Here is a 14,585-nt window from a genome sequence, read left to right on the forward strand (position 1 = left end):
AAGCCTTACGCCGCATACCCGTTCGACCCTTCACCCTGTGACAAAATCTGTCGCAGACCAGCAAAGGCGTCTTCGAGTGACACACACTCCGTCTTCTTCTGGATGAGAAATTCCTCTAGCTGCGGGCCAAGCTGTACGGCGAGATCCGCCTCAGGGTCATTACCGGCCTTATAAGCCCCCAACCGCACAAGGTCCCGCACTTCCTCCCACTGGGAAAGAAGCCGCCGTGCCCGAACTGTCAGTTCATTTTCATCCTCGCTATTACAGCCTGGAACAGAGCGGGAAAGAGACCGCAGAATATTGATGGCGGGATACCGACCCGATTCGGCAATGGAACGCTCCAGCACAACATGACCATCCAGAATCCCCCGGACCGTATCGGTTACCGGTTCGTTCTGGTCATCACCTTCCACAAGAACGGAAAAGAAAGCCGTCATCTGACCTGCCCGGCCTTTCTCATCCAGAGCGCCCGGACCGGCTCGCTCCAACAGGCGAGGCAACGTAGCAAACACGCTAGGCGGATAACCACGGGTGGCTGGTACCTCGCCGGCAGAAAGACCAATCTCCCGCAGGGCCTGACAAAAGCGCGTGACGCTATCCATCAGCAACAGAACGGACTTACCTTGATCCCGAAAATATTCAGCCACCGCCATAGCACTATAGGCAGCTTCTCGACGCATCAGTGCAGAACTATCCGATGTGGCGACAACCAGAACAGACTTTGCCAACCCTTCTGGCCCCAGATCATCCTCCATAAATTCCCGGACTTCCCGGCCTCGCTCCCCCACAAGGGAAATAACCGTGACATCACAGGTCGTTTCTCTCGCCAGCATCCCCATAAGTGTGGATTTCCCCACGCCAGACCCAGCAAAAAGCCCAAGACGTTGCCCCTGACGGCATGTCGTGAACAGATTCAACGCTTTGATGCCTAGATCAATCCGTGGCCCAAGACGGGCCCGGCCTGCTGCTTCTGGCGGGGGGGCATGGCGCTGCTGCCGTATGGCCGATGGCAGAAGAGGCCCTTTACCATCCAAAGGCTGGCCCATAGGGTCCACAACACGGCCAATCCACGACTTATTAACCGCCAAACTGCTCGACGCACCCTGCTGCCCATGCCCATGCAGAACATGGAAAACAGGGCAGCCAGCACCAATGCCCTCAATGGATTCGTACGTCATGGCTAGAGCCTGCCCGTGACGGAACGCAATAATCTCCGCCAGAACATCCCGACCATCCAACGTTCTAATCCGTATCTGGTCTCCCACGGCTGTAAACAGGGTCATGCCAGTTACGGTAACGCATAGCCCTGACACATCCACAACACGGCCCAACAATTCCCCTATCGGGGCGTCCGCTATTGCGGGATGGATGACACTTGTCAGGGCGGTTATAATGTCCCTCTGCCGAGACAGTTGGACAGACAACATCACATGCCGTTCCTGTACATCCCGGCATTGGGCCTCAATATCTGGCAGAAAGAGCGGATCAAACATCAGAAAAGCCCAGAGGACGACGTCCCGTCGCTACTGCCGCCAAACAGAGCGAGAATGCCATCCCCACCATCATCCCCTCCAAAAAGATCGATCATACTGGCGGGCTTATCATCACTATTGTAGCTAGGATGTATCTGTATCTGTGTCAGATAACGTTCTGCATAACGCTGAACAGCATCAGGTTTGGAAAAGCTGTTCATATCTACTTTGTTGCTAATGATCCGTTTCTGCTGGTCAAAGTCCAGAGCACCAAACTGATCGGGGTCATACCCGCTGACAACCTCCGCCACACGTAGCAAGGTAGGGTCCGCCATCAGGTCATTCACTGTCTTCACCGTACCGGACTGCATCTTCCGGGTGAAATAGAGCGCATCACCCACGCCATCCTTCTGCTGGGCATCGCTCGTTTCATACTGGCGTTGCTCATAAGAGCTTACGGTCGTGGCAATCATGTCGGATGTAAAAGGCGTTGCAGAAGCCGTGCCATGCCCTGCCCCCATACTAGAAAATGCATCAGCAAAAGCCAGCCAGCTAGCGTTCTGCGATGTCCGCGCTAGGGAGGAGGATGAGGTGGGGTCCTGCGTCAACAAGGCTTTCTCTATCGCCTGCTGCGACCCGAGAGAGCTCAAGTTATAAGCCTTCAACACTACCTGGTTAGCGGAATAATTCCGCATTAACTGGTCTGCCGTGGTGATGGACGGTGCCTTATCCTGAAAATCCGCCACCATACGTTTAGCCGTATTGTCGCCCTTCACGCTGTCAGCCGCTGCTTTGACCTCATTCTTCTGGGCCATCAAAAACTGCGCCACGGGTGAAATGCCACTAAGTCCCATAAGCCACCTCCCTCCATAGAAGCATGTCGCTGACATGACCTCTGCCAGCATTCCGCTCAACATTAAAGCATTAATAATTAACATAAGGCTAAAAAGGACTTACTTTAACCATAGTATCATATGATGCGCCCTACAATCATTCCATATATCCACTATAAAGCATGTGATAAGAGCGGTACGACAAGAAGGATAGCCATGAAACATTACGTCATCAGCCTTACCCGGACACCGGACCGACTAGAGAGGTTTCGGCGGGTCAACCAGCATGCTCCCGACATCATCCACGCCCCCGGCATTGATGGCAAAACGCTGGATAGGCAGGGCGTCATCCAAGCTGACCTCCTTAGCAAGGACTGCCGTTTTACGGCGGGAGCTGTCGGGTCGGGGCTCACTCATGTTGCCTTGTGGGGTACCATCGCCAAGAGCGGAGAGCCTGCCACCATCTTTGAAGATGATGCGTTCCTCTGCCAAAACTTTGAGCAGAAAAGCCAACAGATCATCAACCAGCTACCAGAGGACTGGGAGGTCATCCTGTGGGGCCAAAACTCCGATGCGCCCCTGCATTATGAAGTCCTGCCGGGGCAGACGGACTGTTTCGCCCATTTCAATCAGAATGATGTTCGCCGTGGCATCGAAGAGTTCCGCCATCAGACGGTCGAAACACTGCCCTTCCGCCTGAAGCAGGCCTTTGGCATATGTGGTTATGCTGTATCTCCCCATGGGGCGCACTCTCTCATGAAACGCTGCCTGCCCATGACGACACTGCCCATCAATTATCCCTCACTTGGCAACAGAACCCTGCTGAGTACCAGCATTGATCACCTCATGAATCGCCATTATGTGGACATGAAGGCCTATTGTTGCGTCCCGCCTCTTGTCCTGACGGACAACTTAACAGCCCAAAGCCTGAACCGGGACTAAGCACCATGCCCATAAAAATCACCTGCCCGCCTGCGCTCTCAACGCTTGCCTGCACGGCTCTGCTAAGCCTAACGCTGACTGGGTGCACACGGCCAGCTGCCCCGTATCTGGAGAAAGGCAGTCTGCTCAGCCACGCCGGTTTCGTGGCACATGCCGCTAATACGACGGCCCGTTTTGCCCTCATGAACAGTCTACCACCCGGAAGCCTAACCTACCGCATGAGCCCAGAGGGACAACGCATCTATCTCTATGCCGACCCACTAGCTTGTGGCTGTGTCTATATGGGGGATGAAGCCGCTTACAGCACGTTACAGGCGCATATGCGGGCCATCATGCAGCGCAAACACGCTCATCATCCGCCGCAGGACCCACCTCTACCCGCCATGACCGCTGAAAATTATCGGGACACGACCCCATGGGACTGGACTGTCTGGAGTCCGGCAGCAGACCCGGACAATAACCAGCCCCGCCACATGATCGGTGGTTACTGGTAAAAAACGCAACGGGCCAAAAGCCCGTTGCTCAAGCTCGGTCATTCAGCGAAAGCGACCCGCAGGATGTATCCGACCCTGCTTCTCCTGTCCGGCTATAGCCATGCCGATTGGCTTCTACCGCACTCTCAATAAGCAGCTTCATCACGGCTTCCTGCGTCACAAGGGCTTCCTGCAACAGCTCACTATTCTGGGTAGACACCTCAACAAAACGCCGCTGCACCTGCTGGAAGCTGGAAGACAGATTCTCCGCCCGTACGCCATTCTTACGTGCCTGAGCAACAAGAGCGGCCAACTCCTCCATCGTGGAGGTTTTTTCCGGTAGAAGTGCCGCAGCGGCCGAGACATCATTATTCTGCAAGAAATGATTCTCCCGCACCATGATATCAGCGGCTCTGGTAAAGGCCCCCATGAGGTGGGGCAGGAAGGAACCATCCAGCCCCTGACCATCCTTGTCCCCTCTGGAGAAATGTTCAGCAAACCGACGCACGGTTTTACCAAGCTTCCGTAACGTCATGGTCTGTTCCCTTTTACTCTGCCACCGCTCTGGGCCGCTTTTTCCTGCATGGCTTTCATCCGGCCATAAACCTGATGAGCAATCCCCACACCACCGCTACGGGCGACCTCTTTCCCCAACTCCAGCACCTGCATGGAGCGGAACTGTTTCTCTGCATTGCCACCCCCGAAGGGGGCTGCGGAATTATCGACCGTATCAAACATAGGCTGGAGCATTTCCCCCAGAGCCATGGCCTCGAAATCCTGTGCGGTTTTACGCGTCTTGCTTTCATCCTGCTGTGAAAGGGGCTGGCTCCGGGCCGCCGGCTTTCCCACAGCATGAGTCGCCATAGGCATGGACGCTACATGCGAGACTGACGAAACACTCATGATTCAGCTTTTCCTTCCATATAAAGACAGAGGACCAGACCGGAACTGCCCTGCTCCTGTGGTCAGCGCACTTCCAACTCGGCCTGTAACGCCCCATCCGCCTTGATAGCCTGAAGAATACTAATCATGTCTCTAGGACCGACCCCTAAAGCGTTAAGACCGGTCACGAGGTTGGCCAGAGATGGGCCATCCGACAGAATACCCATCTTATGCTCACGGTCTGTCGTAACGTTGACCTGCGTTCTAGGAACAACCGCCGTCTGCCCTGCACCAAAGGCATTAGGCTGGGACACTTCGGGGCTATTCGTCACCTGCACGGTCAAATTCCCCTGCGCAATAGCCACCGTGGTGATGCGGACATTATCCCCGATGACAATGGTACCGGCGGCTTCATCTACAATGACCTTGGCCATCGTATCCGGTGTGACGGTCAAATCCCCGATCTCATACAGAGCTTCGGACACATTGCGCCCCGCCAGATTGACCGCCACTGTTCTGGGGTCATCCACACGGGCGGTTCCCCGGCCCATATGCCGGTTGATGACCGTGGCAATACGAACAGCTGTCGTATAATTCGAGTTCTTAAGAGAGAGATGGATGACCCCACCAGCACCCAGCAGCACAGGCACCTCCCGCTCCACCACGGCGCCGTTGGCGATGTGACCGCTGGTTGGCACGTTCCGGGTAGCGACCGCCCCCGGCCCTCGGGCTGTAAAAGCATTCGTCACAAGAGAGCCCTGCGCCACGGCATAAACCTCTCCATCAGCCGCCTGAAGGGGGGTGACAATCAACGTACCACCGGTCAAACTCTGCGCATCACCCACAGCAGAAACCGTCACGTCGATGCGGCTTCCCCCATGCGAAAAAGGCGGCAAACTGGCCGTAACCATGACAGCAGCGGTGTTATGCGTCTGTAACTGGATGGCCTTGTCGCGTATGTTAACGCCGAGACGATTGAGCATCCCGACCAATGTCTCACGGGTAAAAAGCGTGTTGGTCAACCGGTCTCCGGTGCCATTCAGGCCGACAACCAGCCCGTATCCCACCAGCTGGTTATCCCGAATGCCTTCATAATCCACAATATCCTTGATGCGGACCGCAGACGCATGGGCCGAGCCACCCAAAAACATGCCAGACAGCACGCACCCGAAGGTCACCAACATCATATAGCGACAGGCAGGCCGAGCTCCATTCAGACCTCGGGACAGCCAGGCGCAACAGCTCTTTAAAAACATCAAGCATAGTCTCCTACGCTCCAATCTAACCTTATATATGGAATATACAAGGTAAATTATTTATGATTAAGCCTTGTTAGCCTGAATATTTCCTGATGGAAAGCCTTGATGAGCACATGATAGCCTTCTCCCGGTACCACAGCCTCCGCCCCGGCTCCTTGTCCCGCTCTGCCATACAATATGTTTTAGGCCTGCTGCTGGGAGCGATCATTAGCCCACCCGCCACGGCACAGAATCTCTTTTCCCCTCTGGACCCTGCCCAGTCGCACCTCTGCCGCAACGCCACAGAGCAGGTAGAACGTGCCCTACGCCTGCCGGATGGTTTTCTCTCCGCCATCAGCCGGGTGGAAACGGGGCGACCGGATAGAAATGGCAACCTTATCCCATGGCCTTGGAGCATAAATGCTGCTGGCACGGGCCATTATTATGCCTCCCGACAGGAGGCCGTGGAGGCCGTAAAAAGCTTTCAACAACAAGGGATACAGTCCATTGATGTCGGCTGCCTACAGGTCAATCTTCTCCACCATCCAGCAGCCTTTCCCTCTCTGGACATGGCTTTCGACCCCTACAGCAATGCTCGCTATGCAGGGCTGTTCCTACAGAAACTGAAAGATCAGACAGGCAGCTGGCCACGAGCCGCCGCCGCCTATCATTCGCAGACAGGCACACTTGGAACCCCCTATCTGCAACAAGTTCTCCAGCAATGGGCCACACCATTGGACACGCCCCAACCACACACACCGCTACCCACCCCACCGTACCCGGCCGCAACCATGCCGGTAGCGGGGAACCATTCCAGCATCAGCCAAAACCACCCGGCACACACAACGGTGCCTTACCGGCCTTTCGTTATTCAATCAGCCTCCTCCCTTTCATCGGGAGCGCATCCTTCTGGAGGGGGCATTACCCATGCAACTAACGGGCCAGCTAGTTTTCTGGCCGCACTGCGCCATCAAGAAACGACACAGCCTTTACCGCCCACGAACCAACCTACCGCCACAGCCACACCGGGCCAGAACACCCCACAAGGGCACCGCCCTTTCCGTCCCTTTCGGGGGTATTTCCGACCTGCCATGCCACCACCACCGCATCAAAGGATAAAAAGCTCACAGAATGGGCGCAGCCTCGCCACCTATCGGGCTATGCCTGTCCATACCGTCAGCCCCATGCCTTATGTTCCGGCCTATTGAAGACCTGTTCACAGTCCCTCGTGACCTGATGAGGAAGACAGACTCTCTTTAAGTAGCCACCTCAGCGTTTGAGGTGTGGCAGAAGCTCCATCATCATATTGGAAAGACTCACAAAGCCTTCCTGCAACTGAGCCACCTGCTGCTGAAGCTGCATCATATAATGCCGCTCTAAATGGTTGCTCTGGATGAAGCCAGCCTGCAACTGCCGCAGGCGGTCACCACCCTGTATGGCTTTGCGTATCACGCTGTTTTTATAGGTAATTGAATAATCATACGGCACTTCATGCCAGCTCGTATCATTAGCGCCACCAGCTGCTAAACGATGATGATAAGAGCAGAGGAAGTCCCCAATGATGCCGATTTCTCCAGCAAGCATAATGCGGATGAACAGGTCATGATCCTCGACATAATCGAGCCGCGTTTCCACATCCCCTGCCACAGCCAAAGCAGACCGCCGAAAGAGAAACGTAATAGGCATGACAACATAAGCGTGAGACAGATACAGGCTATAATCCACCACAGCGCCGCTCTTGAGGCCATATTGATCGGTTTTTCTGTCTGTAATGATACGGCCATCTTCAACATGTTCGTACACATCGTAATTGCTGGTTGTGATACCCGCAAAGAAACCAGCTTTGTCCTTCTCGAGATAAGCGACTGTCTCTGCCAGGAAGGCAGGCTCCAACGTGTCATCATCATCATGAATGAGGATGTAGGGCTCATCAGAGACGGCGAGCGCAAGGGCCAATGCCTTGCTACGCCCGACTGACCGGGGCAGATCCACACAGGAGAGACGCTCCCCCCATGGAGCACTCTGCTCCGCCACGCAATCCCGCAAGGCGTTCATATCCCCACCATCATTGATGATGTGAATACGGAAATCCTGAAAACTCTGCCGCTTCAGACAGTCCAAAGCCCGACGCAAAAAGAGTGGACGGTTTTTTGTTCGTAATAGAATCGCTACTTTATGGGATGACATGCCTCAGGCCTCCATAATCCGCTGTCGCAGGCGGTGGCCTACGTCTTGCAGAACCGGGGCCAAAGATAGTTCCTGCGCCCGGAAGATACGCATGGTGGGGTACCACGGGGTCCGCTCCCCCTGATCCCCCCACCGCCAACAAGCATCCCAGCGACTGACAAGCCAAACCTCCCGGCCCAGTGCCCCCGCCAAATGCAGCGGTGCCGTATCTACGGAAATGACAAGGTCCAGACTTTCCATCAGGGCTGCCGTATCGGCCATGTCCTGCACGCTCCCCATCAGATCATGCACGACCGGCCCGCCTGCCTGTTCCAGCTCCTTACGCCGGGAGCCATATTGCAGGCTAAACACATCAGCCTGCACAGGGCCCAACGCCTCCATCATTTCGGCAAAACTGGTGGATCTCCGCCGGTCTGCCGCTACATCTTCCGCACTGGTTCGGGCATCCCCGGCCCATACCAACCCCACACGCAAACGCCGCCCGGTAGGTGATGGACCATCTATACGGCCATTCTGTGCCACGGCCTGTTCCACAAGATGGGCAAAATGATCCCGCCGCCGTTCTAGAACCTCCAAATACGGACTAAAGGCCGGGACATCGGCGGGGCTTCTGAGGCCACAAAAATAAGGAAGGTCCGGTATCGGAGAGGAAAAATCATACTCGCCCGCCAATTCTGGATGATCCAGAATATCCGTTATCGGGCAGACCTCCACCATAGGGTAGCTCTCCCGCAGTAGCCGGACTAACACTGGTGGAACAGCCAGCGTAACCCGCCCCGCCTGACGGGCAATCTGCGGCAGGAAGCGGATGAACTGGATCGTATCGCCCAGCCCCTGCTCCTGATAGAAGAGGATATTCTTTCCCTTGAGTGGGACATTCTTCGTCAACCGTGGCAGGTCCTGATAAAACCAACATTCGAGACTAGGCACACGGGGCACACGCTTTACATAACGGGCAAAACCTTCCTCGTACTCACCAGCCTTCAGAAGGGCGATGGCATAGCCAAAGGATACGGTCTCATGCCGGGAAGATAGTTCCATACCCCGGCGGTAGTAGGTTAGTGCCTCCCGGGAGCGGTTCAGCCGTTCCAGCGCGCAGCCCATATTATTATAGAGCGAGATGGAAGGCGGTTCATCCCGCAACCATACGGCCAATATCTGCTCGGCCTGATCGGCCATGCCAGCTTCCAGAAGTGCCATAGAGAGATGCGCCCCTACCAGTGGCCGATGTTCCGGCAGGGTCTGGGCAACCTCCATAAAGAGGGCCATAGCTTCCTCTCTCTGCCCCGCCGCCATGAGCGCATCCGCTAAAAAAACCTTTATCTCGCCCCGCACGGAAGCCATCGCCGGTTCTGTTTCTGGCAACAGGAGCAAAGCCTTGCGGAATACGGCAATCACTACCTCATATCGAGAGCAAAACCGATTCAGAAAAAGCCCCGCAGCCAGTATAAGGGGCACATCCTGCGTACTCTGTGCTGCCTGTATGGCTAACCCTACAGCGTGTTCTAATTCACCACAGGCAACCAGCTTCTGGCAGTAGGCTGTCAGTTCCTGTGGTGTTAGCGCACTCTGTTCATCCTCCGTCCCGGCTACGTGCTCCCCCCGTTCCACTTGCACCATCCTGCTGCCCTTCTTCATGGTTTCATTCCTAAATGACCTTAAAAGCCATATTTCATGAGAATAACATGTCCTTATAAGCCTTGATGGGCAAGGCTTTAATGGTTAAATTAAAAATCCATAGATAACATGCCTTAATAAACCCTGTTACAGGCCTTTCCCACAACTGGGGGGGGCTCTGGCAGCACAGCATCAGTCAGGATGACAATGTCCGCTTCCTCTTCCTCTCCGCAGCAGTCTGGCCCTTCTGCTCCCAAGGCGGCTACTGGTGCAGGAGAAGCTAGCGGCCTTGGGGGATGGATAAGCGGCTTAATACGAAATCCCGCCGAACTCTTCAGGCCGAATGGTGCCGCCTCCGGGATTGTCACCCGCCTGCCCGGAACGGACATTCTGCTGGCTCTGGGCGTGATCCTGCTGATCTCCATTCTCATCGTACCACTTCCCACTCTGATTCTAGATATCGGGCTCTCCCTTTCCATTACCTCCTCGGTGCTGATCCTCATGGTGGCGCTGTTTCTGGAGCGTCCGCTGGACTTCACCTCCTTCCCGACATTGCTCCTACTGACGACTATGTTCCGCCTCTCGCTGGAGGTAGCCACAACGAGGCTCATCCTCAGCCACGGGAATGAAGGAGCCTTTGCAGCCGGGCATGTCGTGGCCTCCTTCGGGGGCTTCCTCATGGGGAATGATGTGGTGATCGGCGGAATCGTCTTCTGTATCCTGCTGGTGGTGAATTTCATGGTCATCACCAAAGGGTCGGGCCGTATTGCCGAAGTCTCGGCTCGCTTCTTTCTGGATGCCATGCCCGGCAAGCAGATGGCCATTGATGCCGACCTCGCCTCTGGGGCCATCAATGAGCGTGCGGCTCGATCCAAACGTAAGGAACTGGAAGAGGAAAGTGCCTTCTATGGCGCTATGGATGGTGCGGCAAAATTTGTCCGCAATGACGCCATAGCGGGAATCCTTATCACGGCCATCAACATTCTTGGCGGGCTGACCATTGGTGTGCTGCGCCATGACATGCCTATCAGTGAAGCGGCAAAAACTTTCACGACCCTAACCATCGGTGACGGTCTGGTCTCCCAGATTCCTGCGCTACTGGTCTCACTAGCAGCTGGTATTGTCGTCACAAAAGGCGGGACGGATGGCTCTGCAGACGTCACGCTTTTCCGTCAGCTTGGGGGTAATGCCAAGCCGCTCGCCATTGCGGCCACCCTGTCGGCCCTGTTTGCCGTTATGCCCGGCCTGCCTGCCCTGCCCTTCCTTATGATTGCCGCTGTTGCCGGGATCGGGGCGTGGATCCGTTATAAAACACCACAAAAGGATGAAAGCGAGCAGGACCTCACCCAGCCGCCTGCCCCCACGACACAGCCCATTTCCGACCTTCTGAAGATTGACCTCCTCCGGCTGGAAATCGGCTACGGGCTGCTACCGCTTGCCAGCGGCGACAATGCCCAGATCACCAAACAGATCAAAGCACTCCGCCGCAAGATGGCAGCGGATATGGGCTTCATTACCCCCTCGGTACGGATTCAGGATAATATCCAGCTGGCGACAGACCAGTATATCATCAAACTCAAAGAGATTGACATTGCTTCCGGGGAGGTTCGTCCCAATCATCTTCTAGCTATCTGCCCATCTCACAAGAATGACCAGAACACCCTGCCCGGTGAGAAAACAACTGAGCCCTCCTTCAATCTGCCTGCCGTATGGATTGATCCTGACCTGAAGAAACAGGCAACAGACTGGGGGTATACTGTGGTGGACCCAGTCACCGTCATCATCACCCACCTGACGGAATCCATCAGCCAGAATCTGGGCGATCTGCTGACCTATGCCGCTACACAAGCCCTACTGGATGACCTGCCCTCTGAAGAGCAAAAGCTCGTCAATGACCTCATCCCCTCACAGGTTTCACTCAGCACGGTGCAGCGTGTCCTCCAATCGCTGTTGCAGGAGCGTATCTCCATCCGAGACCTGCCCACCATTCTGGAAAGCATACAAGAAGGGCACGCCCTCGCCGCCAAGGGCATCAAGGCGCTGACAGCCCATGTCCGCATCCGTCTCGCCCGACAAATCTGCAATAGTTATGTTGGTGCCTCCGGCTGTATCTCCATGATTACCCTCTCCCCCGACTGGGAGAGCAACATCCTCAACAACACGGTTGGGCAGGGTGATGACCGCACATTGGCCATGCCCCCGGCCATGCTGGACCGCTTTGTTACGGCGCTGCGTAGTGCCTTCGACCAAACAGCCTCATTAGGGGAAATGCCCGTTATCGTCACGACCTCTGCCACACGGGATTCCGTGCGGATGATCGTAGACCGTATCCGCCCCTCGGTCGCTGTCATGGCGCAGGCAGAAATCTATCCCCGCACCCGTATCCGTACCGTCGCTACAGTGAACTGAATTCTCCCGACAGATTACAACTCCCTCAACACCGGACCCTGACCCATGAGCAGCTTTTCCACCTATCAGACCTCCCACCAGCTTCCTCCCGGTTCTGCTGGCCCGGCCCGGCCAGATGGCGCACCAGGAGCCAGTGGAGACGTAGCCCTTCCGGCCAATGCCCTCAGCATCCCGGACATTCTGGCGTGGCATTCCATACCGCAGGAGCTGATCAACGCCATGGCGGGCAGCAGTCTCGCCGCAGGGCTAGAACGTATGATCGACTTTTCTCCTTTCCCCCTACAACTGGGGGTGCCGATGGCACTGGGGGGGGCCTCAGGCTCCGGCAAGTCCCTAACTCTAGCCAAACTAGCCGCCCGCTATGCCCGACAAGCCCGACAGTCTGGCGGCAGAATAAGGCGGCCCCTCGTCCTCGCATGCGACAGCACGCCGGGCAGTTACATCAAACTTGCCTCCATCCTGCGTGGCTGCGACATTGACCTCATGAAGGCCTATGGCGGCATAAATCCCCGCTTTATCGACAGCTATAACCGCATCATTCTGGTGGATTTGCCGGGGCTCTGCGTCTACTCCCCTAAGGCCATGACAGAAATGAGAGATGTCGTAGCCCGCACAGAAGCCAACCTTTCCCTCGTCATCCCGGCGGGGATGGACCCGGAGGAAAGTACGGACATTGCCGCTGCCTTCCAGCAATATGGTGCAAAATCGATGATTGCCAGCCGTATGGAACAATCCGGCCGCATTGGCAGCATCATCACAGCGGCAGCTTGCGGCCTGTCCCTAACCTATGGCAGCTACTCCGGCAGCATCAATGAAGGCTTTACCCAGCTGACACCTGCCATTCTTGCCCGGCGGCTTCTGGTACTGCCGGGGTGAGTAAGGCGGGGACTATCCCCCGCCAAAACTGCGAACCAGCCCGCCCGATACCATCTGAAACCCATCCACAAGCACAAAGAAAATCAGCTTGAAAGGTAGAGAAATGGTCGGAGGGGGCAACATCATCATGCCCAAGCTCATCAACACGCTAGAGGTAACAAGGTCGATTACCAAAAAAGGCAGATAGAGCAGAAAGCCCATCTCAAACCCACGACTTAGCTCTCCAACCATGAAGGCCGGAACAATGACCCGCCACGGCGGAGGTGGTGCAACCCCGTTGGCTGGTGCAGGCTGAGGCTTGAGCCCGGCCAGATGATAGAAGATGGCTACATCATTCGGACGGGCATTATGGATCATAAAATCCCGGAACGGCTCCGCCGCTGCCTGAAGCCCAGCCATCTCTTCCACACGGCCATCCATCAGAGGTTCAATGCCCTGCTGCCATGATCGTTCCAAAGTAGGTTGCATGACAAACAAAGTCAGGATCAAGGCCAGAGCCACCAGCACCATATTAGGCGGCGTCCCCTGCGCACCGATGGCACTCCGCAGAAGGGAGAGCGTGATGATAATGCGTGTGAAGGCTGTCATCATCACCAGCAGACTGGGGGCTAGAGACAGAAACGCTACAAGGGCTGTAAGCTGGATGAGGCGGCTTGTTGTCCCGGCCTCACCAATGCCACCACCTTTTCCCATGTCCAGCGTAACGGATTGCGCTGTAGCCGGATGAGCTAAAAAACACAGCAGCGTGATAGCCCCTACTAGACCAAACACCCCTACCGCCCCTAACAGCACAGCCCGCCGCAGACGCCGCCAAACCACTGCTATTTTTACCCTGCTCTCAGAGGCCAGGCGGCCTTCCATCGCACAGTCCGCCATCATGTCATCTCCCGCCTCTGTCCCTGTCCTGCTCGTCCCGTAGGGCATGATTCTGCCGTAGGACCCGCACCAGCCCCCAACCAACCGACGCACAGATCAGACGGGCCACCTGTCAGAATAATGGCTGTCGCCCGCCGCCCTTCTGCATCCCGGACAGCTACGGAGAACAGGGTCCGTTTCGTCCCCAGGGGGATAGCTTCCTGCACCTTCAGGGCACGTTCCTTCATGCCGCCATCGTTCAGCAAGGCTGGCATACGGTGCTTCAGCCGCCGCACACACCAAGGAGTGATAAAAATCAGCCCTACGACAAGCAAAAGGGCTAGAAGCGGGTTCATGTGAAAACCCATGACAGCGTGCATCATGGCACCAGAACCGTGCGTCTCTCCACCGGGGGCTACCATCATGTGCTAGCGGATGAAGACATGATCTCCGTCATTGTCACGGCGATGTTATCATCCTCAATGATGGTGATTTCACCACGGGCGATCAGCCTGTCATTGGCGTAAATATCAATGGAGGAACCAAGTTTACGATTCAACGGCACCACAGCACCGCGGCCAAGACGTACAAGGTCCCGGACCGGCATTTTCACATCACCCACAACAGCCGTAATCTTGACTGGAACATCGAGGATCGCTTCCCGCTCCCGTTCCTTTTCCTGCTGGGTGTCATGTAAGGTTCTGCCCTCTTCCTGCACATCCGAGGCAAAATCAGCCAGATCGACCTCTGGTGCGTGCGTCTGCTGCGCCGTTTCAGCTGTGTTGTTATCCTCTGCCATCG

15 protein-coding genes are annotated in these 14,585 nt (G+C 55.9%); 5 read left to right on the forward strand and 10 right to left on the reverse strand.

Annotation, left to right across the window (positions count from 1 at the left end; all coding sequences use genetic code 11):
- Positions 1-5: 5 nt before the first annotated feature.
- On the reverse strand, positions 6-1,427 hold the full coding sequence (gene fliI, locus CPA57_RS06250; RefSeq protein ID WP_182082105.1) for a flagellar protein export ATPase FliI: 1,422 nt from the start codon (positions 1,425-1,427) through the stop codon (positions 6-8).
- A gap of 65 nt (positions 1,428-1,492) precedes the next feature.
- On the reverse strand, positions 1,493-2,326 hold the full coding sequence (locus CPA57_RS06255; protein ID WP_229709303.1) for a DUF1217 domain-containing protein: 834 nt from the start codon (positions 2,324-2,326) through the stop codon (positions 1,493-1,495).
- A gap of 195 nt (positions 2,327-2,521) precedes the next feature.
- Between CPA57_RS06255 and CPA57_RS06260 the strand changes: the two genes are divergently transcribed.
- On the forward strand, positions 2,522-3,247 hold the full coding sequence (locus CPA57_RS06260) for a glycosyltransferase family 25 protein (protein ID WP_182081979.1): 726 nt from the start codon (positions 2,522-2,524) through the stop codon (positions 3,245-3,247).
- Between the two features lie 5 nt (positions 3,248-3,252).
- The gene (locus CPA57_RS06265; protein ID WP_182081980.1) at positions 3,253-3,741 is read left to right on the forward strand and encodes a hypothetical protein; all 489 of its coding nucleotides are present in this window, start codon (positions 3,253-3,255) and stop codon (positions 3,739-3,741) included.
- A gap of 28 nt (positions 3,742-3,769) precedes the next feature.
- Here the strand turns inward: CPA57_RS06265 and CPA57_RS06270 are convergent, their stop codons facing one another.
- The 3 genes from CPA57_RS06270 to CPA57_RS06280 all read right to left on the reverse strand — a co-directional run bounded on the left by CPA57_RS06270 (position 3,770) and on the right by CPA57_RS06280 (position 5,789).
- Entirely contained in the window at positions 3,770-4,255 is a 486-nt protein-coding gene (locus CPA57_RS06270) for a hypothetical protein (RefSeq protein WP_182081981.1), read from the reverse strand.
- Positions 4,252-4,623: a rod-binding protein gene (locus tag CPA57_RS06275; RefSeq protein ID WP_182081982.1), complete on the reverse strand. Its 372-nt coding sequence runs from the start codon at positions 4,621-4,623 to the stop codon at positions 4,252-4,254. The genes CPA57_RS06270 and CPA57_RS06275 overlap by 4 nt, the downstream gene beginning before the upstream one ends.
- Positions 4,624-4,685: 62 nt before the next feature.
- The gene (locus tag CPA57_RS06280; RefSeq protein ID WP_182082106.1) at positions 4,686-5,789 is read right to left on the reverse strand and encodes a flagellar basal body P-ring protein FlgI; all 1,104 of its coding nucleotides are present in this window, start codon (positions 5,787-5,789) and stop codon (positions 4,686-4,688) included.
- A gap of 185 nt (positions 5,790-5,974) precedes the next feature.
- Here CPA57_RS06280 and CPA57_RS06285 point away from each other — a divergent pair, with 185 nt between their 5' ends.
- A complete protein-coding gene (locus tag CPA57_RS06285) occupies positions 5,975-7,048 on the forward strand; it encodes a lysozyme family protein (protein WP_182081983.1) in 1,074 nt (357 codons plus the stop codon).
- A gap of 61 nt (positions 7,049-7,109) precedes the next feature.
- On the opposite strand, the gene CPA57_RS06290 is transcribed toward CPA57_RS06285, so the two are convergent.
- On the reverse strand, positions 7,110-8,027 hold the full coding sequence (locus CPA57_RS06290; protein ID WP_182081984.1) for a glycosyltransferase family 2 protein: 918 nt from the start codon (positions 8,025-8,027) through the stop codon (positions 7,110-7,112).
- A 3-nt stretch (positions 8,028-8,030) separates the two neighbouring features.
- Positions 8,031-9,665 carry a tetratricopeptide repeat protein gene (locus tag CPA57_RS06295; RefSeq protein WP_182081985.1) on the reverse strand — a complete coding sequence of 545 codons (1,635 nt, stop codon included), beginning with the start codon at positions 9,663-9,665 and terminating at the stop codon, positions 8,031-8,033.
- A gap of 186 nt (positions 9,666-9,851) precedes the next feature.
- Between CPA57_RS06295 and flhA the strand changes: the two genes are divergently transcribed.
- Both flhA and CPA57_RS06305 read left to right on the forward strand, forming a co-directional pair.
- A complete protein-coding gene (flhA, locus tag CPA57_RS06300; protein WP_182081986.1) occupies positions 9,852-12,053 on the forward strand; it encodes a flagellar biosynthesis protein FlhA in 2,202 nt (733 codons plus the stop codon).
- Between the two features lie 45 nt (positions 12,054-12,098).
- On the forward strand, positions 12,099-12,929 hold the full coding sequence (locus CPA57_RS06305) for a hypothetical protein (RefSeq protein ID WP_182081987.1): 831 nt from the start codon (positions 12,099-12,101) through the stop codon (positions 12,927-12,929).
- A 12-nt stretch (positions 12,930-12,941) separates the two neighbouring features.
- Here CPA57_RS06305 and fliP read toward each other — a convergent pair whose 3' ends face one another.
- From fliP to fliN, 3 genes are read right to left on the reverse strand one after another with little or no spacing between them, the layout of a single operon-like run.
- Positions 12,942-13,808: a flagellar type III secretion system pore protein FliP gene (fliP, locus tag CPA57_RS06310; protein WP_229709304.1), complete on the reverse strand. Its 867-nt coding sequence runs from the start codon at positions 13,806-13,808 to the stop codon at positions 12,942-12,944.
- On the reverse strand, positions 13,805-14,209 hold the full coding sequence (locus tag CPA57_RS06315) for a hypothetical protein (RefSeq protein WP_182081988.1): 405 nt from the start codon (positions 14,207-14,209) through the stop codon (positions 13,805-13,807). The genes fliP and CPA57_RS06315 overlap by 4 nt, the downstream gene beginning before the upstream one ends.
- Positions 14,206-14,583, reverse strand: a complete 378-nt coding sequence (gene fliN, locus CPA57_RS06320; protein ID WP_229709305.1) for a flagellar motor switch protein FliN — start codon at positions 14,581-14,583, stop codon at positions 14,206-14,208. Before fliN ends, CPA57_RS06315 begins: the two co-directional genes overlap by 4 nt.
- Positions 14,584-14,585: the final 2 nt, after the last annotated feature.

The sequence above is a fragment of the Bombella favorum genome (assembly GCF_014048475.1).
Classification (GTDB): Bacteria; Pseudomonadota; Alphaproteobacteria; order Acetobacterales; family Acetobacteraceae; genus Bombella; species Bombella favorum.

Bases quoted from the DNA above. Each gene is read 5' to 3' on its own strand.
- CPA57_RS06280 (WP_182082106.1), bottom strand. From the start codon at position 5,789: ATGATGTTGGTGACCTTCGGGTGCGTGCTGTCTGGCATGTTTTTGGGT.
- CPA57_RS06285 (WP_182081983.1), top strand. From the start codon at position 5,975: ATGATAGCCTTCTCCCGGTACCACAGCCTCCGCCCCGGCTCCTTGTCC.
- CPA57_RS06305 (WP_182081987.1), top strand. From the start codon at position 12,099: ATGAGCAGCTTTTCCACCTATCAGACCTCCCACCAGCTTCCTCCCGGT.
- CPA57_RS06260 (WP_182081979.1), top strand. From the start codon at position 2,522: ATGAAACATTACGTCATCAGCCTTACCCGGACACCGGACCGACTAGAG.
- CPA57_RS06255 (WP_229709303.1), bottom strand. From the start codon at position 2,326: ATGGGACTTAGTGGCATTTCACCCGTGGCGCAGTTTTTGATGGCCCAG.
- CPA57_RS06270 (WP_182081981.1), bottom strand. From the start codon at position 4,255: ATGACGTTACGGAAGCTTGGTAAAACCGTGCGTCGGTTTGCTGAACAT.
- fliN (WP_229709305.1), bottom strand. From the start codon at position 14,583: ATGGCAGAGGATAACAACACAGCTGAAACGGCGCAGCAGACGCACGCA.
- fliI (WP_182082105.1), bottom strand. From the start codon at position 1,427: ATGTTGTCTGTCCAACTGTCTCGGCAGAGGGACATTATAACCGCCCTG.
- fliP (WP_229709304.1), bottom strand. From the start codon at position 13,808: ATGATGGCGGACTGTGCGATGGAAGGCCGCCTGGCCTCTGAGAGCAGG.
- CPA57_RS06290 (WP_182081984.1), bottom strand. From the start codon at position 8,027: ATGTCATCCCATAAAGTAGCGATTCTATTACGAACAAAAAACCGTCCA.
- CPA57_RS06265 (WP_182081980.1), top strand. From the start codon at position 3,253: ATGCCCATAAAAATCACCTGCCCGCCTGCGCTCTCAACGCTTGCCTGC.
- flhA (WP_182081986.1), top strand. From the start codon at position 9,852: ATGTCCGCTTCCTCTTCCTCTCCGCAGCAGTCTGGCCCTTCTGCTCCC.
- CPA57_RS06295 (WP_182081985.1), bottom strand. From the start codon at position 9,665: ATGAAGAAGGGCAGCAGGATGGTGCAAGTGGAACGGGGGGAGCACGTA.
- CPA57_RS06275 (WP_182081982.1), bottom strand. From the start codon at position 4,623: ATGAGTGTTTCGTCAGTCTCGCATGTAGCGTCCATGCCTATGGCGACT.
- CPA57_RS06315 (WP_182081988.1), bottom strand. From the start codon at position 14,209: ATGATGGTAGCCCCCGGTGGAGAGACGCACGGTTCTGGTGCCATGATG.